23 protein-coding genes and 2 riboswitches are annotated in these 26,435 nt (G+C 34.5%); of the genes, 22 read left to right on the top strand and 1 reads right to left on the bottom strand.

The features are described from left to right. The first annotated feature begins 2 nt into the window (after positions 1 to 2). Entirely contained in the window at positions 3 to 1,136 is a 1,134-nt protein-coding gene (locus F1592_RS04435) for an aminotransferase class I/II-fold pyridoxal phosphate-dependent enzyme (protein ID WP_275127180.1), read from the top strand. A gap of 20 nt (positions 1,137 to 1,156) precedes the next feature. After that, positions 1,157 to 2,092: an LCP family protein gene (locus F1592_RS04430; RefSeq protein WP_053016317.1), complete on the top strand. Its 936-nt coding sequence runs from the start codon at positions 1,157 to 1,159 to the stop codon at positions 2,090 to 2,092. A 145-nt stretch (positions 2,093 to 2,237) separates the two neighbouring features. On the opposite strand, the gene F1592_RS04425 is transcribed toward F1592_RS04430, so the two are convergent. Then, entirely contained in the window at positions 2,238 to 3,713 is a 1,476-nt protein-coding gene (locus F1592_RS04425; protein WP_053016318.1) for an alkaline phosphatase, read from the bottom strand. A 225-nt stretch (positions 3,714 to 3,938) separates the two neighbouring features. Then, positions 3,939 to 4,039: riboswitch (SAM riboswitch) on the top strand. Between the two features lie 72 nt (positions 4,040 to 4,111). Between F1592_RS04425 and F1592_RS13605 the strand changes: the two genes are divergently transcribed. The 20 genes from F1592_RS13605 to F1592_RS04330 all read left to right on the top strand — a co-directional run bounded on the left by F1592_RS13605 (position 4,112) and on the right by F1592_RS04330 (position 26,277). Continuing rightward, complete coding sequence (locus F1592_RS13605; protein ID WP_169301455.1) at positions 4,112 to 4,282, top strand: hypothetical protein; 171 nt, start codon at positions 4,112 to 4,114, stop codon at positions 4,280 to 4,282. A 185-nt stretch (positions 4,283 to 4,467) separates the two neighbouring features. Further along, positions 4,468 to 4,632, top strand: a complete 165-nt coding sequence (locus F1592_RS04420; protein WP_011274729.1) for a hypothetical protein — start codon at positions 4,468 to 4,470, stop codon at positions 4,630 to 4,632. Positions 4,633 to 4,661: 29 nt separating this feature from the next. Beyond that, positions 4,662 to 5,330, top strand: coding sequence for a response regulator transcription factor (locus F1592_RS04415; RefSeq protein ID WP_037538300.1), 669 nt, complete (start codon positions 4,662 to 4,664; stop codon positions 5,328 to 5,330). Between the two features lie 2 nt (positions 5,331 to 5,332). Beyond that, complete coding sequence (locus F1592_RS04410) at positions 5,333 to 6,229, top strand: sensor histidine kinase (protein WP_149809767.1); 897 nt, start codon at positions 5,333 to 5,335, stop codon at positions 6,227 to 6,229. A 182-nt stretch (positions 6,230 to 6,411) separates the two neighbouring features. After that, positions 6,412 to 7,161 carry an ABC transporter ATP-binding protein gene (locus F1592_RS04405; protein WP_053016320.1) on the top strand — a complete coding sequence of 250 codons (750 nt, stop codon included), beginning with the start codon at positions 6,412 to 6,414 and terminating at the stop codon, positions 7,159 to 7,161. A gap of 1 nt (position 7,162) precedes the next feature. Next, on the top strand, positions 7,163 to 9,154 hold the full coding sequence (locus F1592_RS04400) for an ABC transporter permease (RefSeq protein ID WP_053016321.1): 1,992 nt from the start codon (positions 7,163 to 7,165) through the stop codon (positions 9,152 to 9,154). Positions 9,155 to 9,243: 89 nt separating this feature from the next. After that, on the top strand, positions 9,244 to 10,437 hold the full coding sequence (locus tag F1592_RS04395) for a DUF4064 domain-containing protein (protein ID WP_107609734.1): 1,194 nt from the start codon (positions 9,244 to 9,246) through the stop codon (positions 10,435 to 10,437). Positions 10,438 to 10,792: 355 nt separating this feature from the next. Continuing rightward, positions 10,793 to 10,894, bottom strand: a riboswitch (TPP riboswitch). Positions 10,895 to 11,253: 359 nt separating this feature from the next. Next, on the top strand, positions 11,254 to 12,453 hold the full coding sequence (locus F1592_RS04390; protein ID WP_037538311.1) for a 5,10-methylene-tetrahydrofolate dehydrogenase: 1,200 nt from the start codon (positions 11,254 to 11,256) through the stop codon (positions 12,451 to 12,453). Next, positions 12,450 to 13,568 carry a hypothetical protein gene (locus tag F1592_RS04385; RefSeq protein ID WP_053016323.1) on the top strand — a complete coding sequence of 373 codons (1,119 nt, stop codon included), beginning with the start codon at positions 12,450 to 12,452 and terminating at the stop codon, positions 13,566 to 13,568. Before F1592_RS04390 ends, F1592_RS04385 begins: the two co-directional genes overlap by 4 nt. A 190-nt stretch (positions 13,569 to 13,758) precedes the next feature. Then, positions 13,759 to 14,556 carry a zinc-ribbon domain-containing protein gene (locus F1592_RS04380; RefSeq protein ID WP_053016324.1) on the top strand — a complete coding sequence of 266 codons (798 nt, stop codon included), beginning with the start codon at positions 13,759 to 13,761 and terminating at the stop codon, positions 14,554 to 14,556. A gap of 195 nt (positions 14,557 to 14,751) precedes the next feature. Continuing rightward, the gene (locus F1592_RS04375) at positions 14,752 to 15,483 is read left to right on the top strand and encodes a phosphoadenylyl-sulfate reductase (protein WP_037538321.1); all 732 of its coding nucleotides are present in this window, start codon (positions 14,752 to 14,754) and stop codon (positions 15,481 to 15,483) included. Positions 15,484 to 15,657: 174 nt separating this feature from the next. Beyond that, positions 15,658 to 17,526, top strand: a complete 1,869-nt coding sequence (locus F1592_RS04370; protein ID WP_149809766.1) for an assimilatory sulfite reductase (NADPH) flavoprotein subunit — start codon at positions 15,658 to 15,660, stop codon at positions 17,524 to 17,526. Positions 17,527 to 17,544: 18 nt separating this feature from the next. Continuing rightward, positions 17,545 to 19,266, top strand: a complete 1,722-nt coding sequence (gene cysI, locus F1592_RS04365; RefSeq protein WP_016930652.1) for an assimilatory sulfite reductase (NADPH) hemoprotein subunit — start codon at positions 17,545 to 17,547, stop codon at positions 19,264 to 19,266. Between the two features lie 36 nt (positions 19,267 to 19,302). Then, positions 19,303 to 20,067: a uroporphyrinogen-III C-methyltransferase gene (gene cobA / locus F1592_RS04360; protein ID WP_016930653.1), complete on the top strand. Its 765-nt coding sequence runs from the start codon at positions 19,303 to 19,305 to the stop codon at positions 20,065 to 20,067. Positions 20,068 to 20,111: 44 nt separating this feature from the next. Next, positions 20,112 to 20,723 carry an NAD(P)-binding protein gene (locus F1592_RS04355; RefSeq protein ID WP_033079703.1) on the top strand — a complete coding sequence of 204 codons (612 nt, stop codon included), beginning with the start codon at positions 20,112 to 20,114 and terminating at the stop codon, positions 20,721 to 20,723. Between the two features lie 20 nt (positions 20,724 to 20,743). Beyond that, positions 20,744 to 21,613: a sulfite exporter TauE/SafE family protein gene (locus F1592_RS04350; RefSeq protein ID WP_053016327.1), complete on the top strand. Its 870-nt coding sequence runs from the start codon at positions 20,744 to 20,746 to the stop codon at positions 21,611 to 21,613. Between the two features lie 51 nt (positions 21,614 to 21,664). Further along, positions 21,665 to 22,843, top strand: a complete 1,179-nt coding sequence (gene sat, locus F1592_RS04345; RefSeq protein WP_149809765.1) for a sulfate adenylyltransferase — start codon at positions 21,665 to 21,667, stop codon at positions 22,841 to 22,843. A 16-nt stretch (positions 22,844 to 22,859) separates the two neighbouring features. After that, positions 22,860 to 23,459: an adenylyl-sulfate kinase gene (gene cysC / locus F1592_RS04340; protein WP_053016329.1), complete on the top strand. Its 600-nt coding sequence runs from the start codon at positions 22,860 to 22,862 to the stop codon at positions 23,457 to 23,459. Positions 23,460 to 23,607: 148 nt separating this feature from the next. Next, positions 23,608 to 24,978 carry a CitMHS family transporter gene (locus F1592_RS04335; protein ID WP_107609736.1) on the top strand — a complete coding sequence of 457 codons (1,371 nt, stop codon included), beginning with the start codon at positions 23,608 to 23,610 and terminating at the stop codon, positions 24,976 to 24,978. 519 nt (positions 24,979 to 25,497) lie between these two features. Next, positions 25,498 to 26,277, top strand: a complete 780-nt coding sequence (locus F1592_RS04330) for a CHAP domain-containing protein (protein ID WP_149809764.1) — start codon at positions 25,498 to 25,500, stop codon at positions 26,275 to 26,277. The last annotated feature ends 158 nt before the right edge of the window (positions 26,278 to 26,435 follow it).

Below are 26,435 nucleotides of genomic sequence, written 5' to 3'. Positions count from 1 at the left end.
AAGTGGAAGAAGAAAGAATATTCTTGTCTAGACCACATATGGGTGGTACTGAATTAGATTACATACATGATGCATTCGACAAAAACTGGATTGCACCATTAGGTGAGAATGTAACTGAATTTGAGAATAGTATTAAAAATTATGTTGGAATTAATGCAGCAGTTGCAGTTGGTAGCGGAACTTCTGCTATTCATTTAGCTTTAATTGAGAGCGGCGTTCAAAAAGAAGATATCGTATTTTGTAGTTCTTTAACATTTAGTGCTTCAGCTAATCCTATTATCTATCAAGGTGCTATTCCTGTTTTCATTGATTCAGAGATGGACTCATGGAATATGTCTCCAGAAGCTTTACGAAAAGCTTTTGAAAAATACGCTGAAAAAGGAATTACGCCTAAAGCAGTTATTGCGGTAAACTTGTATGGTCAATCAGCTAAGATGGATGAAATTAAAGAAATTTGCGATGAGTACAAAACTACTTTAGTTGAAGATGCAGCTGAGTCACTAGGTGCAGACTATAAAGGTCATAAAAGTGGTACTTTCGGTAAATTTGGAATTTTCTCATTTAACGGAAACAAAATCATCACTACAAGTGGTGGCGGAATGCTTATCTCAAATGATGAAGATCGTATTGCCCATGCACTTTTCGTATCCACACAAGCGAGAGATAAAGCACTTCACTATCAACATAGTGAGTTAGGGTATAACTATCGCTTAAGTAATATTTCTGCAGGTATTGGAAGAGGACAAATGGAAGTGTTAGATCAACGTATTCAACGTCGCCGTGAAATATTCGAAAAATATGATGAAGCTTTTGGTAATATAGACGGTTTTGACTTCCAACCAGAATTACCCGATTCTAAATCCAATCGTTGGCTAACTGCATTAACGATTGATGAGAATAAAACAGGCTTTAACGCGTTAGAATTGATTGATGCACTTCAAAAAAATAATATTGAAGCACGTCCAGTTTGGAAACCAATGCATTTACAACCCTACTTTGAATCTTGTGATTATATAATGGTTGATGGTGTAGATAACAGTGCCCATTTATTTGACCACGGTGTATGTTTACCATCAGGTTCTGATATGACAGATGAGCAACAAACACGAGTGATTGAAATTATTAAAAGTCTATAAAAAATGAGTGATTAATTATTATGAAAAAAAAGAAATCAACTACTTTTAAAGTAATTATTACAATACTGATTATATTATTAGTACTTATTGTTGCTGTAGCTATTTTTATCTTTACGAAATTACATTCATTAAATAATTCAATTAATGAATCCTTAGATAGAGATCATTCACAATTAAGACAAAAGGCCACAAAAGAGGGAGACCCTATGACGGTTGTACTTTACGGTATAGATGACGATGCTGAAAGACAACAAGAAAATCTTGGTCAACGTAGTGACTCTATTGTATTAATGTCAATTAACCCAGATGATAAAAAAACTGTAATGGTAAGTGTGCCTCGAGACACACGTGCTAAAATTGTTGGACATGGAACTACTGAAAAAATCAACCATGCTTATGCATACGGTGGTCCCAAAATGGCTGTAAATTCATTAGAAGAATTAATGGATGTACCAGTTGATCATTATATAGCTATCAATATGGATGGCGTTAAAACAGTTGTTGATGAATTAAATGGCGTAGATATTACAAGTAATGCTACGTTCACATTCCATGGGTACAAATTTGAAAAAGGGCAAAAATATCATATGGATGGAGATAAAGCACTTACTTACATGCGTAGTCGTAAGGAAGATGGTGCTGGTGGCGATGAAGGTCGTCAATTGCGTCAACAACAAGTTATTACAGCAGTTGCTAGAGAAGCATTCTCTGTTAACTCAGTAACTAAATTAAACGGTATATTCAAAGCTGCTCAAGATAACTTGAAAACAGACCTAAGCTTCGTACAGTTAAATCGCTTCAAATCTGACTATGATAAAGCACAAGACAATGTAGAACGTTTAACAATTAACGGTCAAAACGCACTTGGTGATGACAATCTATATTACTTCTATCCTGATAAAAATAGTCTAAAAGAAGTTAAAGAGAAATTAAAAGAAAACTTAAATCTTAACTAAATGAAAGCACTTTGCCGATGACATAAATCATTGACAAAGTGCTTTTTTAAATCACCATTATCACATAATATATTTTCAAATACATTTAATAAGAAAGACTAATAATTACTTAAATCTAAGTGATATGTTGACTTATGAGTTTTAATTATTGTTGATTTTGATTAGATGTTACATCGTTGCTAAAGAAATCAAAGATGTTTTTAGCGTTATCTGTATTATCAATATTGCCACGGAATTTATCTGAACCTGGACCTTGAGCATAAATGTCTACGTCTTCACCAGTATGTCCATAAGTTGTCCAACCAGTATGTGATGCTTCATCGATTGGTTTTTGAATTGCATCTTGTAATTTCGTTGTTGCTTTTGCTACATTTTCATCGTCATCACTTTTAGCTTTATCTTGAGCGTCTTTCAATGCTTTAGTAGCGTCTTTAACTTTATCCATTTGTTTAGAAGGGAATTCGATACCATAACCTTCGTCGATTACTTTTTCAGGATCTTTGCCATCTGCAATTTGTTTAGTCATATATGAACCAGAGTGTTTCATATTACGAATTGCTTCTGGTTTCCAAACATATTCGTCACCTGAACCCATTGATAAACCACCAGTAGCATGGTCAGCTGTTGCAACGACTAATGTATCTTTATGAGTTTCAGCATATTCCATTGCTTTTTGGAATGATTGATCGAAACTAGACATTTCAGACATAACACCTGTAATGTCATTTGGGTGTGCAGCTTTATCAATTGATGCACCTTCAACCATTAAGAAGAAACCGTTTTGATTCTTTTCTAATTTGTCTAATGCTGCGTCTTGCATGTCAGCTAATTTAGGTTCATCAGCTGAAGAATCAATTTGTAATGGCATATCTTTTTCAGAGAATAAACCTAATACTTGATCACTTTGTGAATTAGCAAGTTCATCTTTATTTGTTACGTAATCATAACCATCTTTTTGGAATTTATCCGTTAAATTACCATTATCTTTACCAAAGTATTTAGAACCGCCACCTAATAATACATCTACTTTATGTTGACCATTGATTTTATCGTTATAGAATTGTTGCGCGATTTCGTCTTTCTTACCACGATCATCAACGTGTGATGCATATACGGCTGGAGTTGCGTCAGTAATTTCTGCAGTTGAAACTAATCCTGTTGCTTTACCATTTTCTTTAGCTTGTTCTAATACCGTTTTTAATTTGTTTTTGTTAGTGTCTACACCGATGGCACCATTATATGTTTTGTGTCCAGTACTCAATGCTGTACCAGCAGCGGCTGAGTCAGTGATGTTCTCTTTTTCATCATCGTTATGTGTTTGGTGTGCACCTGTTAAGTATTTGTCAAATGATGTTTTTTCAACTTCTTTAGTATCAGGATTATCTGCAAAGTGACGATATGCAGATGTATGCGACTTACCCATTCCATCGCCGACCATGAAAATAACGTTTTTAGGATTCTTTGTGTTACCAATGGCCATGTAATCTCCATCTTGTCCTTGTTGGCCTTGGTTACCTTCGCCAGAACCTGACGCGAATGACACGTGTGTTGTCCCTAATACAGATGCAGCTAAGATTGAACTTGCTACTGTCGTTTTACCAAATTTGTTGATGAAACTCATATTTAAAAAAGCCCCCTAATATGTATATTGTGTAGTTGTTACACTATTCATATTAAGAAATTTAATTTGATTTTCAGTTAGTATAAAGTTATTTTTAAGTAAAGTAATTGTAAACAATTATTAATGAATAGAATTTATTTTATATTTAGTTTTATCATATGTTGTAAGCGTTTTACTTTTATAATTGTTAAAAGTGAGTTATAATACCAATAAATAAAATAGTTCGTCTTATTAAGAGTGAGTGGAGGGGATTGGCCCTATGAAGCTCCAGCAACTGCGTTTGACGTGAGGTGCTAAATCCAACAGGAGTTCCTGAAAGATAAGAAGATGTCCGTGAGCGCTTCTTATTTAAGGAGGGCTATTTTATTTACCCAAATTTAGAAAAGGTGGTAAATCTTATGGAAACATTGAAAGAGCTATTTGAACAATTAGACTATTGGGAGCAATATTCTCCAAAGAGCTATGGTGGAAGTATGTTGAGAGTAGCTAAGATAGGAGATGTCAAAACACAAATATATGACAGTATTTCAATAGAAGATATTAGAACTTACATCTTAAATAAAAAGTAATGTCTAATCTGTACTTATGAGTCGCAATTAAATTTATAATCTTTATTATGATTGAAGCGGTACGTTGAAATAGTCATTATTTCGGTACCGCTTCAGTTTTTTGATGTTCATTTTATAAGTAAAGTTGTAAAATGAAGACTAAGACGATGTATCAATCAAATATAAAATATAGAGGTGTTCAATCGATGATATTTGTAATGTTATCACCACTACTCATCATTGGATTTATCGCATTATCAATAATGGAAGAACGTAAACGTAAAAAGAAAACTGAACAAAAAGAAGCAGAATTTGAAAAGGAAAAGAATAAAGTTTCAAATCCTGAATATGACGACGACCACAAAGCTTAATAAATCATTAGTAATGAAAGGTGAGCAATATGAAAGTATTCATCGTGGAAGATGATTTTGTCATTGCAGAAAGTTTAGAGCAAGAGTTATCGAAATGGAATTATGAGGTCATCGTGGCTAAACAATTTGATAATATTATCGACGTATTTAATGCAAATCAACCACAACTCGTGTTGCTCGATATCAATCTACCGACATTCAATGGCTATCACTGGTGTCAGGAGATACGTAAGACATCTAATGTGCCGATTATGTTTATTAGTTCAAGAACCGACAATATGGATCAAATTATGGCAATTCAAATGGGCGGCGATGATTTTATCGAGAAACCATTTAATTTATCGTTAACGGTAACTAAGATTCAAGCATTATTACGTAGAACGTATGATTTAGCAGTGTCTAATAATGAAATTACTGTTAAAGATTGCAAACTTGTTGTAGATGAAGCAACACTTTACCATGAAGGCGAATCGGTTCAATTGTCCTTTACTGAATTACAAATCTTAAATATGTTGTTCCGCAATGAAGGTAAGTATGTCAGCCGTACCGCATTGATTGAAAAGTGTTGGGAGTCTGAGAATTTTATAGATGACAATACTTTAGCAGTCAATATGACACGATTGCGTAAGAAATTACAATCGATAGGTGTTATAGATTTAATTGAAACTAAGAAGAATGTTGGATATAAGGTGTCTTAATTATGCTGAAAGCTTTTATTAAATCAATATTAAATGAAATCATTATAGTTATCACATTTATATTATTATTCTTACTTATCTTCTTTCTATTTAATTTGCCACTGAGTGCGTATCTATTAGGTACCGGAATAATGCTGTTCATCACGATAATTTATTGGTTAGTTCAATTAAGTGGGTTTAGAGAACAAGTTCAGATGAGAGACACTATTCATGAACTAGAGCATGAATTGCAACAGGTGAAAAGTGATCAAACTGAATATCAAGCTAATGTGGAGAATTACTTCTTAACATGGGTTCATCAAATGAAGACACCTATTACAGCATCTAAATTGTTGTTAGAGCGTAATGAAGATAATGTCGTCAATCGAGTGCGACAAGAAATTATTCAAATTGATAATTATACAAGTTTAGCGTTAAGTTATTTAAAATTAATGAATCAAGAAACGGATATGTCCTTTTCAAAAGTGAAGATTAATGATCTTGTCCGTCCATTAATTATGAAATATTCTATTCAATTTATTGATCAGAAGACAAAGATTCATTATGAACGGTGTGAGGATGAAGTTCTGACTGATGCACAATGGTGTTCAATAATGATTGAACAGATTCTAAATAATGCATTGAAGTATGCTCGAGGTAAGGACATTTGGATTACGTTTGACCAACAACAGCATATATTAACTATTCGTGATAATGGCGTCGGTATTAGTCAAGCTGACTTACCGAAGATTTTTGATAAAGGCTATTCAGGATATAATGGTCGATTGAATGCTAATTCATCAGGCATTGGATTGTTTATTGTTAAACATATCTCGCAACATTTACATCATCATGTAGATGTACAGTCTGAGTTGAAGAAAGGTACGGCATTTAGTATTTATTTCCCAAAAAATAATTAAACTTTCAATATTGTAAGCTAGCCAACAACATTTGTAAGAAATAATCAATGTTGTTGGCATTTTTTTGTTTTATGATAGAGATAACAAAAGAAACATGAGGTCTGCTATTTTTAAATTATTGAATTACATCTGCATTGTGACCATATTGATAAAAAATAATTATAGAGAGCGAGGTTGAAGAGATGTTATTAGACGTCAAAAATGTAAAGAAAACATTTGGCAGAGGGTTAAATGCGACTACTGCGCTGAATGGCATTTCATTTACTGTTGATAAGGGAGAATTTGTAGCCATTATGGGTGAGTCGGGTTCAGGTAAATCCACATTATTAAACTTAATTGCAACGTTTGATAAAGTGTCTGAAGGCAACATCACTATTAACAATCAAGATATTCGCAAGTTACGTAATAAGCAAATAGCGCATTTTCGTCGTGATAACCTTGGCTTTGTCTTTCAAGATTTTAACGTCTTACCAACTATGACGAATCAAGATAACATCTTAATGCCACTTGTGCTTGCTAACCGCTCGCATAAAGTAATGGAACAGCGTATGAATACGCTAAGTTCTAAATTAGGTATTGAGAAATTACTTTCTAAATATCCGTATCAAGTTTCTGGTGGAGAACAACAACGAATTGCGATTGGTCGAGCATTAATCAATGAACCCGATTTACTGCTCGCCGATGAGCCGACCGGTGCGCTCGATTCAAAGACTTCGAAACAAATCATGACGCTATTTCGAGAAATTAATGATAATACGCAAACGATATTAATGGTAACACATTCAACTATCGATGCGTCTTATGCTAAACGAGTATTATTTATTAAAGATGGACGTTTGTATCATGAAATTTACCGAGGAGAAGAATCGCAACAAGATTTTCAAAAGCGTATCGCTGATAGTTTGGCTATTCTGAATGAAAGTGGGGACTAACATGACCATACATATGCTCTGGAAGATGATCACTCAAAACTTCAAGATGCAGCGACATGTGATCATGCCCTTTATATTAGCATTGAGCATCATGTTCGCAACGGAATTTATTCTATTATCTTTAAATATGAATGACTACGTCCAAAAGCGAAGTCAGCTATTACCTATATTTATTAGTGTGGGAAATTTCTTTATGAGTGTCTTGGGTTTTATATTTATTTTATATGCCAACCGCTTCATGATGAAACGTCGCCAACAGGAACTTGCGATGAACATGATACTTGGAATGGAGAAGAAACATTTCAGGATGATTATGCTCGTTGAGATGGTATATCAATATGTTTTAATTGCGGTTATCAGTATAACTGGTGGCTATCTCTTTGGCGTATTAATCTTTATGCTTATGAATAAATTAATGCATCAAACGGGCATGTCGCTATTGGATTATCCTTTTGATGTGAAAGCGATGAGCATTACTTTAATTATTTTAGCAGCGGTGATGTTATTTCTATTCTTGATTAACAATTTAAAAATATTATTCCAAAGTCCTATTAAATTAATACATCAACGTCAAAGAGCTGAAAGAAAGTTACCCAAATTTGTATTATACGTTTTACTAGTTATTGGAGTTGTTACGTTATTTAGCAGTTATCACATTGCGCTCTCTAATCAAATGGTATTACGCTCGTTATATAATTTGTTCGGTGCAATTGGCTTGGTTATGATTGGGACATATTGCTTATATTTATCGTTAGGCGTTTTACTATTAGATTGGTTAAAACGAATCCCTAAATTGTATTATAATCCTAAATACTTTTTTACCATTTCAGGATTGCAGTCTAGGATGAATTCAAATGCGATTGGACTTGCAAGCATCACGATGTTATGTACATTTCTAATTGTTACTGTGGGTATGACAATTTCAACTTATCGAGGGATATCGTATCAGGTTGATTCTATTATGTCGGATCAATATAGAGTTTCAATAGATGGAAATCTTCACAATAATAAGAAGACTCAGGAGAAAGTGCGTCATTTGGAACGTGATATTAAAGATCATGCTAAAGTTGATTTCTTTAAAAAGAATGCAGTTTCACTGATTGCGGTGGATTACAAACAACCAGGATTATTTAAACATCGTAATAATAAAGATTATAGTATGACGATTAATAGTGCTTATCTCGTGATTATGACACAACACGATTATAATGAGCTAAACACGAAGAAGGTTAAGTTGAGACATGGGGAATTAGGATTTGAAAGTTTAAATCAACCTTTTAAAAAATTAAGAACTGCAACAATGATGGGGGACAAATTTAATATTAAACAAATAGATGGTCATAACTATTCCTATCCAGTTCCAGGATCGTTAACTATCATTACTCCAGATGATAAGACATTCCAACAATTAACCAATTATTATGTCAATGCTGATAAGAACGACCATCATGGCACGCAGAAAGTTCAAAATACATTTATACATTTTAATATCATGACAAAGCATACATCTGACTTTGATAAGTTGAAAAATACATTAATGCAACGCTATAAAGTGAGTATTGATGATAAAAAAGAAGTGGCGGGCACATTATATGAAATTAATGGAGGACTTATCTTTATTGGAACGGTAGTGTCTATCATTTTATTCATTGGCACATTCTTAATGATGTATTATAAAAATGTTGCAGAAGGATATGAGGATCGTAAGAACTATCAAATTATGCAACAAGTTGGTATAGATAATGACAGAATTAAAGATACCATTAATAAACAAATTATATGGATATTTGCATTGCCAATTATTGTCGCAACGATTCATGTCATCTTTGCTTCAAAAATAATATATAACGTGTTAGGTATTCTGAATGTTAATCATGTTGGTGTGTTTGTGACAAGTTATGTCGGTGTTATTATTTCGATTGTTGCTATGTATGCCTTAATGTATTGGATTACATCGCGTATTTATTACATGATTGTTAATCGGTATCACTAAATCGAGTATTAGAAATTTGCCATACTTTTTAAAAATTAAGTGTAACCTAATCATCGGTAGGGTATACAACAAAAAAAGGAGGCGTAAAAATGGCTAATCAAACAAACGATTATACATCACATCACACGCAAAATAACAAGATTAAACGCACAGTCGAACATATCCTTACTTGGTTAGGGGTTGTATTGCAAGCATTAGTTGCAATCATGTTCTTAGTTCTTAAACCTTTAATGGGAAATAGTAACTTTAAAGATCAAATGATTAGTGAATCTCAAAAGCAAGGTAACTCAGTATCTACTTCAGAATTGAATCAAGGTATTGATGTTTTAGGTAGTTTCTTCAGTTTCTTAACTTGGGGTGCTGTAATTTCACTAATTTTAGCGATTATTGGCGGTATTTTAATTAGTAAAAAACCTAAAATTGCAGGTATCTTACTAATTATTGCAGGTCTAATTGCATTAATGTCTAACTGGATTAGTGTTATTCTTTGGATCGTAGCTGGTATTATGCTACTTGTAAGAAAAGGTAAGAAAAAAGATAATTACGCTAATGGCTATTATGACAATAACAACCATAATAATAGTCGTAATCATGATTATGATAACAACCGTCATGATGACAGAAATGATGACCGTCGCGATCACGATCGTGATAACCGTCAAGATGACAGATATAACGATCGTCACAACAATGAGTTTAATGACAATCGTCACAATCATAACGCACATCGTGAACACGATCGTGATAATGACTATAACAATCGTCGTGACAATCGTCATGATGATAAAGATGTTAACGCTCAAAACAATGCGTTTATCTTAGATGAAGAAGATAAAGCGAAAGAACAAAGAGATATTAAAGAACATTATTCTAATGATGATGTTCATAATGGTAGTCATGACCATTCAAATCACAATGATAACAATCGTTATGACAATAATAATCGTGACCGTTCTAATTTAGAGCGTAATGATTATCAAGAGTCTAATCGTCGTGATGACTTACATCGTTCAAATGAAGACTTTAACCGTCGTAATGATGTAGATTGGTCTTCAGATGACCGTAAAGACAATAACTTTAATCAAAATCAAGAGCACAATCATAATCATGACAATGAAGAACGTAGTCAATTTGGTTCTCGTAGTGATAGATATCAAGATGAAGCACATAAAGATTTAAATGATTTTGATGAAGATCGACATGATCATAAAGATAACGACTTTGTACGTGATGAAGCGGACAAATTGAAAGATAAAAAAGATAACGACCCATATAAATATTAATAGTTGAGTCGTTTAAAGAGTGAGACGAATGTCTCGCTCTTTTTAATTGCAATAAAGAAGTCGGTGACGCCCCTAAGTTAGCATCACCGACTTTACGTTAATTTCTATTATATGGATAAATAAATTGGATAAATAAAATGAATTTTCTACAATACTACTAGTCTAAGCTTCTCTCAGACAATGCTTATTTCAACATGACATTTTCACTACTATGATAAAGTTGTCTGGCGGTCACCTCTGTCACTTTTTTAAAGTAAAAAATACGCAACCTTCACTATAGAAAAGTTACGTAAATGATAGATGTGAGTTTATATGAAATAAGGCATGACATATCTAGACCTTAATCAAGTTATCTACAATTTCATCCACACTTTCCTACGCTAGTACCATCTAGTTCAGGTTCAAAGGGTTTGGAGTAAGACTCCATCTCAGTTTGAAAACACCCCTAGTGCATATTTTTATACTATATATTTAATTTAGTATTTTTAATTTTAGAAGTCAAGACTGTAATTTGACTAGTTAGAGTTAATGTGAAGAGCCGGTTATAAAACAATTTCAAAAGTCTACAATGCAAATTCGCATTAGCTGACTGAACTGATAAAAAGCTTAAAATTAAATTCTTCTCAGTTCTAATCATCCTTGCGAGAGTTGAAAAACGAATTCAAAACGAATTTTGTTCAACTCCCTTAATTGCAAAAAGTATTGTTATTATCATAAAATGAACATTGCATAATTTTGACCCCGTTAATTAATACTTTTTCAAACAAATAATCAATAGTTAACTTAGCAAATATTAGAAGAGGAAGGAGGTTAATCATGACCTTTACGATTGGATTAGTGCCATCGCCAGGCGTTGCACATAAGCTCGTCGATAATGCGATACCAAAGATTCAACAACATTTACATAACCGGATTAAGGATGTGAATGAATGGCATTTCGAGAGTAAAGTAGATTTATTAATAGGATCTGCTGAGGATGTACATGAGAGTATAGATAAAGCTGCAGAATTGAAGGAAGAATATGATTGGGATTTCGTTATTTGTATTACAGATTTACCAAGTATCTCAGGTAATAAAGTTGTGATTAGTGACTTTAATAGTGAAAAGCAAGTTTCTATGCTTTCATTACCTGCGTTAGGTTGGATTAATTTAGAGCGTAAGTTAGTGAAGAGTATGACAGCACTAGTTGAACAGTTATATCACAATAATACGAAAGAGCGCCCCAAAGTGCATCCACTGATTAAACCTAAAGCTGTTGATCCTAGAGAAGATGAAAGTTCGAAAAGACGTTATATTAATCGCTACTTCATATTAGGATGGTTGCAGCTTATTTTGGGTTTAACGCGAGCGAATGAGCCATGGAGGAATTTGTTTAATTTTAAGAAGATAATTTCCGTTGCATTTGCGACAGGAACCTATGTATCTATCTTCTCCATGCCATGGGAATTAAGTGTTCAATACTCAACCTTAAGATTTATTGTCTTAATGATTATTTCTATATTGGGTATGGCCGGATGGTTATTATACGCGCATCAATTATTTGAAGAAAAAACAGCGAAGTCTCAACGTGTTTATCGTTATGTATATAACGCGACGACATTACTCACTTTAGTCATCATTACATTGATGAATTACGCAGTTTTATATGTATTACTATCTATTAGTATTTCATTATTTGTACCTGTAAGTTTATTTAATAGTTGGACAAGTGCAAACCCTGATTTCACATTTATAAATTATTTGAAATTATTGTGGTTTGTATCATCGCTTGGTTTATTAGCTGGTGCAATGGGCTCAACTGTAGAAAATGAAGAGAAGATTCGACGTATTACGTATTCTTATCGCCAATATCATCGTTATAAAGAAGCGCAACAAGAGGAAAAAGAGAAAAAAGAACAACAATCACAAGATGTATCACAACATGACGTGGAACAATCTTCATCCAACAAAGAAAGTAATGATGATGAACAGTATGACGGTAAAAAACAAGATCATAGGGAGGAGGATGACGCATGAATGAAGCTAAAACAATCGGTTTAGTTGTAGCGCCTGGTGTTACAGAAAAATTAGCTGAGAGTTTAATGGATGATATTCCGAACATCTTATCTCACCAGAATAACAACCAACATGACTGGGAAGTGGATCTCGTGGTTGATCCTCTGACAGGCTACGCAGAATCCGTTGGCAAAATTTTTAAAAAGATACAAGATTATCATGATAAGCGACAATGGGATTATGTCGTTGCAATTACAGATTTACCTATGTTTCATAATGAACGGGTGTTAGCACTGGACATTAATAAGAAGAATGGCGCTGCTGTTTTCTCTTATCCTGCTTTTGGTTGGCGTCCAGTTAAGAAACGTTTTAAGAACGCCATAGTTGCGATAATTAATGAAGTACATCATTCTGAAGCTGAAAAGAATGATTATGATGCCGATGATAATGTAACATATGCTGTTAACAAACAATTTCCATTGTCTAAAATTGATAAAACTGAAGTATATTTAGATGAAACAGGTAATGATCATTTACGCTATTTATCCAATACTAGGTCAATGGGTATGGTTCGGCTTGTGAGTGGTATGACATTTGCGAATAATCCACTTAATATGATGGCAAGCCTTAGTAATATTGTGGCCATTGCTTTTACCACTGGCGCATTTGGCTTAATATTTACGACGATGTGGCAGATGAGTATGGAATTCTCAATGTGGCGTCTATTTGGAATATCTATTATCGCTGTCTTAGGTATGTTACTTTGGATTATGATGTCTCATGATTTGTGGGAATCTGTCAAACAAAGTCGTAATAAACGAATTACTTGGTTATATAACTTAACTACAGTGATGACGCTCTTTGTAGCTATTATCATTTATTACATTATTCTCTACACATTATTTTTAATTGCGGAGCTTGTGTTATTACCATCTGATTTCTTAGGGCAACAAGTAGGGTTAAAAGGACCGGCTGGAATTGATTTATATCTAAGTATTCCTTGGTTTGCTGCTTCTATTTCAACTGTTGCAGGTGCGATTGGTGCTGGATTATTAAATGATCAACTAATCAAAGAAAGTACTTATGGTTACCGACAACAAATGCGATATGATGATAGAGATAAAGATGAAGAATAACGAGATTAAAGTCGAGAAGTGTTAAGCTTTCTTCGGCTTTATTTTTTAGGTAAATTTATATAAAAAATTATAGAAATTAATTAGTGCTTAATTTAAAATTAAATATAATGTAGGTGTCAAAATAAATAAGAGACCTAAATTCACAACAACTACTTAGATTTAGCAACATGAAGTGAAGGAAGGTAATATCATGAATTTTTGTCCTAGATGTGGTAATAAAATAACTAAAGAGCAACGATTTTGTAGTAAGTGTGGCAATGATTTACGCGTATTTGAATATGATTCAATTGAGTCACAATATGAAGTAGCTGAGCGTAAGTCAAGCATTTGGCCATTTATATTAGTTGGCTTAGTTGTTATTGGGATTATAGTCAGTTGCTGTTTTGCTTATTATCATTTCTTTTTAAAAGAAGGGGAACAATCGAAGCAGACTACGACTACAACAGCGCATGTGAAGAAAGATAAAGAAACAACGGATGACGGTAAAGTGTCTAACGATCCTATTAAAGCGGAAAAGCAAAAAGCGAAACAAAGTGAAGATGAAAAAGACAAAGATGCAACTCATTCACAAGCACCTAAAATTGATGTCATGAGTGAGGATTTCCATAAGTCATTTATGCAAAAGGATACAAGGGACGCTTATATGGGAATTAAACCTGGCATGACCAGAGCAGAAGTGGAAAAACGGTACGGAAGTTCAAATCGTGTCTTTCATAAAACAGGGATGGATTATCTTTATACCATTTATGGAAATTTAGCAGTGGCCTATGAATTGAAAGGTAATAAAGAAGTAGTTCGTGAGATTGGTGTAGCACCTTTGAATGTTGATGAACAAACATTTATTAGTAAATACAGTGATTATGAAAAAAATAATGGTTCTGGAAGTTATATTTATAATACCGTGAAAAATAATGGCTTTGAAATTTTAGTAACTACAAAGAATGGTGAAATTGCTTTGATTCAGTGTATTCCAGAAAATCATTACTAGGGAAAAGTTGAAACGTTTAGGGAGTGTGACGGATGCAAAATGGAATCAATGTCATACTCCCTCTTTCTTTATATAATTCTCCACAGAACCTTGACTTTATAGCAAAATCTCGATAAAGTAGTAACATATTATTCTGACAATTCTGATAGGTATTAGATTAATAAATTTTGAAATTTTAGGGGGGACCATAAGTTTATGTCAGTACCGACAATTACGTATGAGAATTTTGAAGGTGACCCTTTCATTGATTCTATTTCTACTGACGATGCAACTAAAGGCGCTTATGAAATATTAGAATGGGCGTATCGCACATATGGTGATTCCATTGTTTATTCATGTAGTTTTGGTGCGGAAAGTATGGTTTTAATTGATTTGATTTACCAGATTAAGCCAGATGCACAAATTGTCTTTCTAGATACGGATTTACATTTCCAAGAAACGTATGACTTGATTGATAGAGTGAAAGAACGCTTTCCAAAACTTCGTATTGAAATGAAGAAGCCTGATTTAACGCTTGAAGAACAAGCTGACAAATATAATCCGGCATTATGGAAGAATAATCCTAATCAATGCTGTTATATAAGAAAGATTAAACCTTTAGAAGAAGTGTTAGGTGGTGCTGTTGCTTGGGTTTCAGGTTTACGTCGAGACCAATCGCCAACACGTGCAAATACGAACTTTATTAATAAAGACGAGCGTTTTAAATCAGTAAAAGTGTGTCCTTTAATTTATTGGACAGAAGATGAAGTTTGGGACTATATTAAGAAACATGATTTACCTTATAATGTATTGCATGATCAACATTATCCTAGTATTGGTTGTATCCCATGTACCGCTCCTGTATTTGACTCAGACGATTCTAGAGCAGGGCGTTGGTCGAATTTCGATAAAACAGAATGTGGCTTACATGTTGCTGATAAACCATAATGTGTTTGGATAAAAATTTTTAACTATAAAACATAGTATTCTGATATGTTTTAAACAAAACCTACAAAATATGTCCGACAATAGTGTACAGACGGACATATTTCTTACATAATAAAAGTAGTATAAAGCTTTTATAAAATGATTGTTATTTTACGGAATAAGAGGTGGATACAATTGAATTTAAGTGTTACAAATAGTCCTTTTACAGAAGGACAAGCGGCACAAATTAATGAACTCTTACAAACACTTACACCTGAACAAAAGGTATGGTTAAGTGGATACTTAGTTGCTAACCAACAATTGACGTCAAATGGAACTGTACCATCACAAACAGGTTCAAGTTCAACAAATGCAAATGGTCTAACTGAAGGCACAGAAGCGATGCTTCAACAAAACGAGCCTGTCATCACGCCGGAGAAACGAGCAATTACACTCTTATATGGTTCTGAAACAGGTAATGCACAAGGGTTAGCTGAAATATTTGAAGAACGCTTATCAAATATAGGTCATAACGTGACATTGAAAGCAATGGACGATTTTAAACCTAAGAATCTAAAAAATGTTGAAGATTTATTCATTATCACTTCTACTCAAGGTGAAGGGGATCCACCTGATAATGCAGCTGAATTGCATGAGTTCATTCATGGTCGTAAGGCACCTAAACTTGAAGGTGTGAGATTCTCAGTTCTAGCATTAGGGGATCAAACGTATGAATACTTCTGTCAAACAGGTCGTGACTTTGATAGAAAGCTAGATGAATTAGGTGCAGAACGTATATATGATCGTGTGGATTGCGACGTTGATTATGAAGAAGATGCTGAAAAGTGGATGGCAAATGTAATCAATGCGATTGATACTGCACCAGAAGGCACTCAAAATGAACAAATTGTAAGTGAATCAATTAAGTCTGCAAAAGAAAAGAAATTCTCTAAAGCAAATCCATATCAAGCAGAAGTCTTAGAAAATATTAACCTTAATGGACAAGGTTCAAATAAGGAAACGAGACATATTGAATTTCTATTAGATAATTTCGGTGAAGATTATGAAGTTGGAGACTGTTTAGTCGTTCTACCTCAAAATGACCCAGCTTTAGTTGATTTATTAATTAGCACATTAGGTTGGGATCCAAATGATCAAGTTCAAATTTCAGATGAGGGTGACACATTAGGATTAGAAGAAGCCTTAACAACTCATTTTGAAATTACGAAGTTAACGAAACCGCTTCTTATCAATGCGGCGTCATTCTTTGAAAATGAAGAACTTAATGAAAAAGTTGAAGATAATGAATGGGTTCAAAGTTACATTGAAGGTCGTGACCTAATCGACTTATTAAATGACTTTGCGACAACAGAACTTCAACCAGAAAATTTATATCAATTATTAAGAAAATTACCACCTAGAGAATATTCAATATCTAGTAGTTATGAAGCGCTACCAGATGAAGTGCATATTACAGTTGGGGCGGTTAGATACAACTCACATGGACGTGACCGTTCAGGTGTATGTTCAGTTCAATTTGCTGAACGTATTCAACCAGGTGACACTGTTCCAATTTACTTGAAACGTAATCCAAACTTCAAATTCCCTAAAGAGGCTGACACACCAGTTATTATGATTGGACCTGGTACAGGAGTTGCACCGTTTAGAGCATATATGCAAGAAAGAGAAGAACATGGATTTAAAGGTAACACTTGGTTATTCTTTGGTGATCAACACTTTACAACAGACTTCCTATATCAAACGGAATGGCAAGAATGGTTGAAAGACGGCGTGCTAGGTAAAATGGATGTTGCATTCTCAAGAGACACTGATGAAAAAGTATACGTCCAACATCGTATTGCTGAACACAGTAAAGAATTTAATGAATGGCTTCAAAATGGTGCTTCAATTTACATTTGTGGTGATGAAAAACATATGGCGAAAGATGTACATCAAGCTATCCGCAATGTTTTAGTGAAAGAACAAAACTTATCTGAAGAAGATGCTGAAGCCTACCTTAAACAAATAAAGAAAGATAAACGTTACCAACGCGATGTGTACTAATAGAAAGGGTGGTACTTAATGGCTAAGACAAATAAGCAAATGTCAGAAGAACTTGATAAGAAGCTAGATGCTTTAGAGTATTTAAAAGACGAAAGTAATTATTTACGTGGGACAATTGAGCAAGGCTTAGCAGACCCACTTACTGGTGCTATTTCAGATGATGACACTAAATTATTGAAATTCCATGGTAGCTACCAACAAGATGATAGAGATTTACGTGACGAACGTCGTAAGCAGAAATTAGAACCAGCATACAGCTTTATGATTCGCGTGCGTCTACCAGGAGGAACAGCTACACCTGAACAATGGATTGCCATGGATGACATTTCTAATAATTATGCCAACCAGACACTGAAATTAACAACACGTCAAACTTTCCAATTTCACGGCATTTTAAAAAGAAATTTAAAAACATCTATGAAGAAAATTAATGAGTCTGTACTTGATACGATCGCGGCATGTGGGGACGTGAATCGTAATACAATGTGTAATCCTAATCCATATCAATCTCATATTCATAAAGAGATTAATGATTATGCAACTAAAATCAGTGACCATCTATTACCTAAGACCAATGCCTATCATGAAATTTGGTTAGATGGAGAGAAAGTATTAGATTCTTCAGAAGAAATTGAACCAATGTATGGTAAGAAATATTTACCACGTAAGTTTAAAATTGGTATCGCCTTACCACCATCTAATGATATTGATGTCTATTCACAAGACATCGGACTTATCGGTATCGTTGAAGATGAAACACTCGTCGGATTTAATGTCACAGTTGGTGGCGGTATGGGTATGACACACGGAAATACAGATACGTACCCACAAGTTGGTCGTTTAGCTGGTTTCGTCCCTAAAGAACAAGTCGTTGATGTTTGTGAGAAAATCTTAACAATTCAACGTGATTATGGTAATCGTGAGAACCGTAAAAATGCACGATTCAAATATACAGTTGACCGCTTAGGTGTGGATAAAGTTGTAGAAGAACTAAATACACGTTTAGGTTGGGAAATTGAAGAAGCACGTGATTTTGAATTTGAACATAATGGTGATCGTCTAGGTTGGATAGAGGGCGACGAAGGTGTTTGGAATTATACATTATTCATTCAAAATGGACGTGTTAAAGATACAGAAGATTATCAATTAAAAACGGCATTACGAAAAATTGCAGAAACACATACGGGCGACTTCAGATTATCTCCTAACCAAAATTTAATTATTGCAAATGTAACTCCAGAGAAAAAAGAAGAAATTCAAAATCTTATCGATCAGTATGGTTTAACAGATGGTAAAAATTATACGGGATTAAGACGTAATTCGATGGCATGTGTTGCGTTCCCAACATGTGGATTAGCGATGGCTGAGTCAGAACGTTATTTACCATCATTAATCTCTAAGATTGAAGACTTATTAGATGAAGCGGGTGTGAATGATGAAGAAATCACAATCCGTATGACTGGATGCCCAAATGGTTGTGCTAGACCAGCACTTGCAGAAATTGCATTTATAGGTAAAGCACCTGGCAAATATAATATGTATTTAGGCGGTGGCTTCAAAGGTGAACGCTTAAATAAATTGTACAAAGAGAATATCGGAGAACAAGAAATACTTGAAAGTCTACGTCCAATTCTTATGGATTATGGTAAAGAACGTCTTGAAGGTGAGCATTTTGGTGACTTTGTCATACGTTCAGGTGTTGTTGCTAAAGTTCATGGAGGACAAGACTTCCATAGTTAAAGTTTGAGATAAGTTGTTTTAAACGGGGGTGACAACATGGGGAAAGTGTATTTAGTAGGAGCAGGACCTGGTGATCCTGATTTATTAACTATCAAAGGTATGAAAGCCATTCAAATGTCAGATGTGATTTTATATGATCGCCTAGTCAATAAAGACATTTTAGATTTAGCTAAACCGGGGACAAAGTTCTTTTATTGTGGCAAAGACCCGAATAGACATTCATTACCGCAAGAAGAAACGAATCGAATGTTGGTTAATTTAGCGAAAAAAGGACATGTTATCACTCGTTTAAAAGGTGGTGATCCGTTTGTCTTTGGCCGAGGTGGTGAAGAGGCAGAAATATTGGCACAACATCAGATTGCATTTGAGATTGTGCCTGGTATCACTTCGGGTATTGCTGCACCAGCTTATGCAGGCATTCCTGTCACGCACAGAGATTATAGTTCGTCAGTTGCTTTTGTGACAGCAGTTAATAAACCTGGTATGTCTAAAGATGATTATTGGGCACATTTAGCGCATGGTCCAGAAACACTTTGTGTTTATATGGGTGTTAAACGATTACCAGAAATTTGTGACCTACTTATTGAACATGGTAAATCAATAGACACGCCTGTCGCACTTGTTCATTTAGGAACGACGACTTCTCAAAAAACAATTGATGGTACGTTAGGTAACATCGTGGAAAAAGCGTCAGAAATAAAAAATCCTGCTATGATTATTATTGGCGATGTTGTCCAAATGCGACAAAAAATTAGTTGGTTTAAAGAACAAACTACGGATTTAGAAATGACCTTACCTTAATTATTAATAATAAAAAAAGAATAATCATAAAAGGAGGATACAATATGAGCAATATGCCACTTATGATTGATTTACAAAATAAAAAGATTGTCATTGTTGGTGGTGGGAAGGTAGCAACTCGACGAGCAAAGTCATTAGTTGAATACTGTTCTCATGTTCATATTGTTAGTCCTTCAATCACCAAAGAATTACATACTTTATTTCAGCAACAGCGATTGACTTGGGCTGAAAAAATGTTTGAACCACAAGATATTAGTCACGCATTTCTAGTTATTATTGCGACAAATCAACCAGAGGTAAATCAACATGTTAAAGATAGTTTGCCAGAAGGTACATTATTAAATCACGCTGCAGATGCTTCTGCGGGGAATGTGACGTTTCCTAGTATGCTTAGACGTGGCAAATTGACTATTAGTGTATCTACAGATGGTGCAAGTCCTAAACTAGGTCGACAAATTATATCGACATTGCAAGACACCTACGATGAACGTTATGAAAGTTATATCGATTTTTTATATGAAAGTAGACAACTTATTAAAGCATCAACGATAGAGCCATCTAGAAAGCAAGCGTTATTACAACATGTATTATCTGAGGACTATTTGGATGAGGAGAAACAAAAAGAATTCAAGCGATGGCTTCAATCACAAGTTTAATGTCAGGGGGCATGTGATATATGAGAAAATTATTTATATTTGCATTAGCTGGTTTTTTAGCCCAACTTGTTGATGGTTCACTTGGCATGGGATTCGGTGCCTCATCATCATCAATATTATTAACTTATGGTATTGCACCGGCCGTTGTATCGGCGACTGTACATTTTTCAGAAATAGCTACGACTGCTGCATCAGGAACATCACATTGGAAATTTGAGAATGTGCATAAGCCCACCATGTTAAAGTTAGCTATTCCTGGTGCTATAAGTGGATTTATTGGTGCAGGTCTACTTACACAAATACATGGAGATTATATTAAGCCATATATCGCATTGTTCTTACTTTCAATGGGTATATATATTTTGTATCAATTTTTATTTAAAAGAAATAGAGAAATTCATACACATGTTGGTAAGTTGAGTGGTTTCAAACTTGTGCCTCAAGGTGCTATCGCCGGATTCTTAGATGCAATTGGTGGAGGTGGCTGGGGACCAGTAAATACACCTTTATTATTGGCTAGTCATAAGATCCAACCACGATATGCAATTGGTACTGTATCGGCGAGTGAGTTTTTTGTAACATTATCAACGTCATTGAGTTTCATCATCTTCTTAGGTATTACTCAGATTAATTGGTGGTTTGTTATTGCGTTAAGTGTCGGCGGTATGATTGCAGCACCTATCTCTGCATATTTAACAAAGATATTACCAATTAATATTCTAGCCATTTGTGTTGGTGGCTTAATCATCTTCACAAATAGCAATGCATTAATGACTTATTTCGTACACGATGACACAATTTCAAATATTGTAAGATTCGCAATTATTTGTGCGATTGTGATACTTGTTATTATCACTGTGATTCGCAACAAAAAATTGTCTTTTTCTTGAAAATAAAACCGAGTAAACTAATCTAATTAATTGGAAAAGGAGTTATCAATAATGACAACACATGAACAGATTATTAATTATACGATTAAACCACATGGTGGAACATTAATTAACCGCGTAGTAGAAGGTGAAGAAAGAGATCATCTTTTAGAAGCAGCACAATCATATAAAGTGATTACTTTAAATCCTTGGTCAATTTCTGACTTAGAATTAATCGGTATTGGTGGTTTTAGTCCGTTAACAGGATTTATGGGTGAGGCTGACTACACTAAAGTTGTTGAAGATACACATCTTGAAAATGGATTAGTGTGGAGTATTCCGATTACACTACCTGTTTCTGAAGAAGAAGCGGATAAATTAGAAATCGGTGATGACATCGCATTATACGGTGAAGATGGCGAATTATATGGCACATTGAAATTAGAAGAAAAGTACACATATGATAAGAAAAAAGAAGCTCAAAATGTGTATGGTACGACTGACGAGGCGCATCCAGGTGTTAAAAAAGTTTATGACAAAGGGAATGTTTACCTTGCTGGACCGATTCAATTAATTAATCGACCTAAACATGATGAGTTCTCTGATTTCCATTTAGACCCAGCAGAAACACGTCGATTATTCCATGATTTAGGATGGAAGACCGTCGTTGGATTCCAAACAAGAAATCCTGTGCATCGTGCGCATGAATATATCCAAAAATCTGCATTAGAAATTGTAGATGGTCTTTTACTTAATCCATTAGTAGGAGAAACGAAATCAGATGATATTCCAGCGGACGTTCGTATGGAAAGTTATCAAGCTATCTTAAAGAACTACTTCCCTAAAGATAGAGCGCGCTTAGTCATTTATCCTGCGGCAATGCGATATGCTGGTCCACGTGAAACAATTCTACATGCCACAGTACGTAAAAACTATGGTTGTACGCATTTCATTGTTGGACGTGACCATGCAGGTGTGGGCGATTATTATGGCACGTATGAAGCACAAGAATTAATTTCTCAATTTGAAGATGAACTAGATATTCAAATATTGAAATTTGAACATGCATTTTATTGTGAAAAATGCGGCAACATGGCTACTGCTAAAACATGCCCACACGACGCATCAGAGCATGTACATTTAAGTGGTACTAAAGTAAGAGAAAAGCTTAGAAATGGTGAATCACTACCTACAAAATTCTCTAGACCTGAAGTAGCTGAAGTCTTAATCAAAGGGTTAAAACAAAATTAATTCGGAGGGATTTAGCATGAGTCAATCAAGTAATATTACATGGCATGATTCTGAAGTTACTAAGTCAGATAGACAACAACAAAACGGTCATAAAAGTGTAGTGATATGGTTTACAGGATTATCAGGATCTGGAAAATCAACTGTATCAGTAGAACTTGAAAAAGCTTTGTTCCAATTAGGAAAGCATTCTTATCGATTAGACGGCGATAATGTAAGACATGGTTTAAACAAGAATTTAGGCTTTAGTCCAGAAGACCGTAAGGAAAATATTCGACGCATTGGTGAAGTAAGTAAATTACTTGTAGATGCGGGAACAATTGCTATAACAGCATTTATTTCGCCTTACAGAGCTGATCGTGATGAAGTTCGTGAAATTTTAGAAGATGGAGAATTCATTGAAGTTTACACAGAGTGTAGCGTGGAAGCATGTGAACAACGTGATCCTAAAGGTCTTTATAAAAAAGCACGCTCCGGTGAAATAAAAGAATTTACTGGTATAAGTGCGCCGTATGAGGCACCACATCAACCAGAAATTAAGATTAATACAGAGCATCAAAGTGTAGAAGAATCAGTAAGTACTATTATCGAATATTTGAAGAATAAAGAAATTATTTAAAAGTATTCTGCGTGTTGTCAGTCCTTTTATAGATTGATAACACGCTTTTTTTGCATATCGTCTTAAATTAAAGTCAGATTTTTGATAAAATTATGAAAACGTTTTCTATATAAATGGAGAGCGTATTACGATATAAGGGGGAATTCACATGCAAGGGGATAGTATGTGGTTAACAATAATCGGGATAATCATTATCGGCTCAATTGTTGGACTTTTAATTGCAAAAAAGATTAGTCCGGTCGTTGGTATGATTTTAATTCCTAGTATTGGTGCTTTGCTATTAGGATACGGCATTAAAGATTTAGTTAAATTCTTTAATAGTGGTTTAGAATCTGTGATGAGCGTAGTCATCATGTTTATCTTCGCAATTATATTCTTTGGCATTATGACTGACAGTGGACTGTTCAAACCCATTGTCAAACGACTTATATTAATGACTCGTGGTAATGTGGTCATTGTCTGTATTGTCACAGCATTGATTGGTATGTTTGCACAATTAGATGGTGCAGGTGCTGTCACTTTCTTATTATCAATTCCTGCATTATTGCCACTATATAAAGCTTTAAATATGAACAAATACTTATTAATTCTTTTACTAGCAATTAGTGCCGCAATTATGAATATGGTGCCTTGGGGCGGACCAATGGCGCGTGTTGCTTCTGTATTGAAAGTGAAAAGTGTTAACGAATTATGGTATGGCATCATTCCAGTACAATTGATTGGCTTCGTGTTAGTACTTATCTTCGCAACTTATCTAGGGTTTAGGGAAAAGAAACGAATTAAGAAGGCAATCGATAACGGTGAAGTAGAACCTACATTAAACATTGATATTCATCGACTTGTGAAAAATTACGAACGAGATCAAGACATTAAGTTTCCAGTAAGAGGACGCGCACTCAAACATGGTTGGGTAATTTGGGCCAATGTACTGTTGACGATTATCGTATTAGTTATGATGTTAGCTAACGTTGCACCGCCAGAATTTGCTTTTATGATTGGTGTTGCAATTGCATTAGTGATTAACTTCCCAAATGTGGATGAACAAATGAACCGTCTAAAGGCACATGCACCAAATGCATTAATGATGGCCGCAGTTATTATAGCAGCAGGTATGTTCTTAGGTGTTTTAGAAGAAACAGGTATGCTAAAGTCAATTGCTTTAAATTTCATTAAGATCATTCCTGATGCCGTTGGACCATATTTACATATCATTGTCGGTTTCTTTGGTGTTCCACTTGATTTGCTTACAAGTACAGATGCGTATTACTTCGCGTTACTTCCTATAGTAGAACAAACTGCAAGTCAATTTGGTATTAATCCAGTTTCAACAGCATATTCAATGGTAATCGGTAATATTGTAGGAACATTTGTAAGCCCGTTCTCTCCTGCATTATGGTTAGCTATTGGTCTCGCTGAGGCAAATATGGGTACATATATTAAGTATGCATTCTTTTGGATCTGGGGATTTGCGATTGTGTTATTAGGCATAGCAGTATTAATAGGTACAGTTACAATCTAAATGACTCTATATAGTACGTTGTTAAAAGATCTAAATTGAATAATTAAACTCATATTCCTCCTTATAAGCATGTCGCTGATGTCTTATAAGGGGGATTTGATTTTTATCATTATTATTATAAAAAATACTTCCAAAATATCCTCGCCAAACTTTGAAAACGCTTCATACTTCCCACTTTTCATGAAATAAAACATCTTTAAAATTATCAGATATTTTACAAGTCGAGTATATACACTGTTGATTAATATAGTATAAGCACTGTCATAGAAGTGTTTTTACAATTGTAATATAAGTCTATGTTTATTACATGCAAAGTAAAATTATTATGATTCATTTACAAACCCTTAACATTCCACACAAACCCTTGTGTGTCTGTTAGAGTATGTCTTGTCGTTATTTAACGAGGAAAAAATTTCTTAAAACTATTTTGAATCAAATTGATTTGAAATTTCTAATATGTCAATTGCAGGTAGCCACGAGAAAAAATAAGCTTTAAACATTCTAGGAGGATATTTTATTATGAAAAAGATCGCTACAGCTACAATCGCAACAGCAGGTATTGCAACATTCGGATTAGCACATCAAGATGCAGACGCAGCGGAAAATAATAATGGATATAACCCTAATGACCCATATTCATATAGTTACACTTATACAATTGACCAACAAGGTAATTATCATTATGAATGGCAAGGTAACTGGAGTCCATCTCAAGCTCAACAAGGTGGTCAACAAAACACTGGCAACCAAGCAGTAAACAATGCTCAATCAAACAATAACTACAACTATAATTACAATAACAATCAATCAAACCAAAACACTCAATCATACACAGCAAACAATAATGCTGGCGGTGGTTTAGGTGCTAGTTATTCAACTTCAGATCGTAACGTTAAAGTCACAACTCAAAACGCACCAACTACACAATCAACTAGTTCAAGTTCTAGTAGCGAAGCATTAGCTGGTAAATCAAGTGGAGGTTCAAACCTTTACACTGTAGGTCAATGTACGTATTATGTATATGACAAAGTAGGCGGTAAAATTGGTAGCACTTGGGGTAACGCAAATAACTGGGCAACTGCAGCAGCTGCAGATGGCTACACAGTTAATAACACACCTAAAGCAGGTGCAGTAATGCAAACATCTCAAGGTGCATACGGTCACGTTGCATACGTTGAAAGTGTAAACGATGATGGTTCAGTTAAAGTTTCAGAAATGAACTATAATGGTGGACCTGGTGTCGTTTCATCACGTACAATCTCAGCTAGCCAAGCTGGTTCATACAACTACATTTCATAATTTGAAATCACTTTTAACCACGATTCCTTATCATACGGAGTCGTGGTTTTTTCTTTTGAGAAAAGACTGTGACAAGATAGGGCTTCGTGTGATTGAAGCCAAAGCATAAAGGGAAACATAATATAAAGAAAAAGAATACTTAAAGAATATTATGTTTA

The organism is Staphylococcus sp. GDX7P312P, assembly GCF_008385775.1.
Classification (GTDB): domain Bacteria; phylum Bacillota; class Bacilli; order Staphylococcales; family Staphylococcaceae; genus Staphylococcus; species Staphylococcus haemolyticus.
The sequence above is the reverse complement of the archived record's forward strand: the minus strand, read 5'-3'. Positions and strand labels throughout refer to the sequence as shown.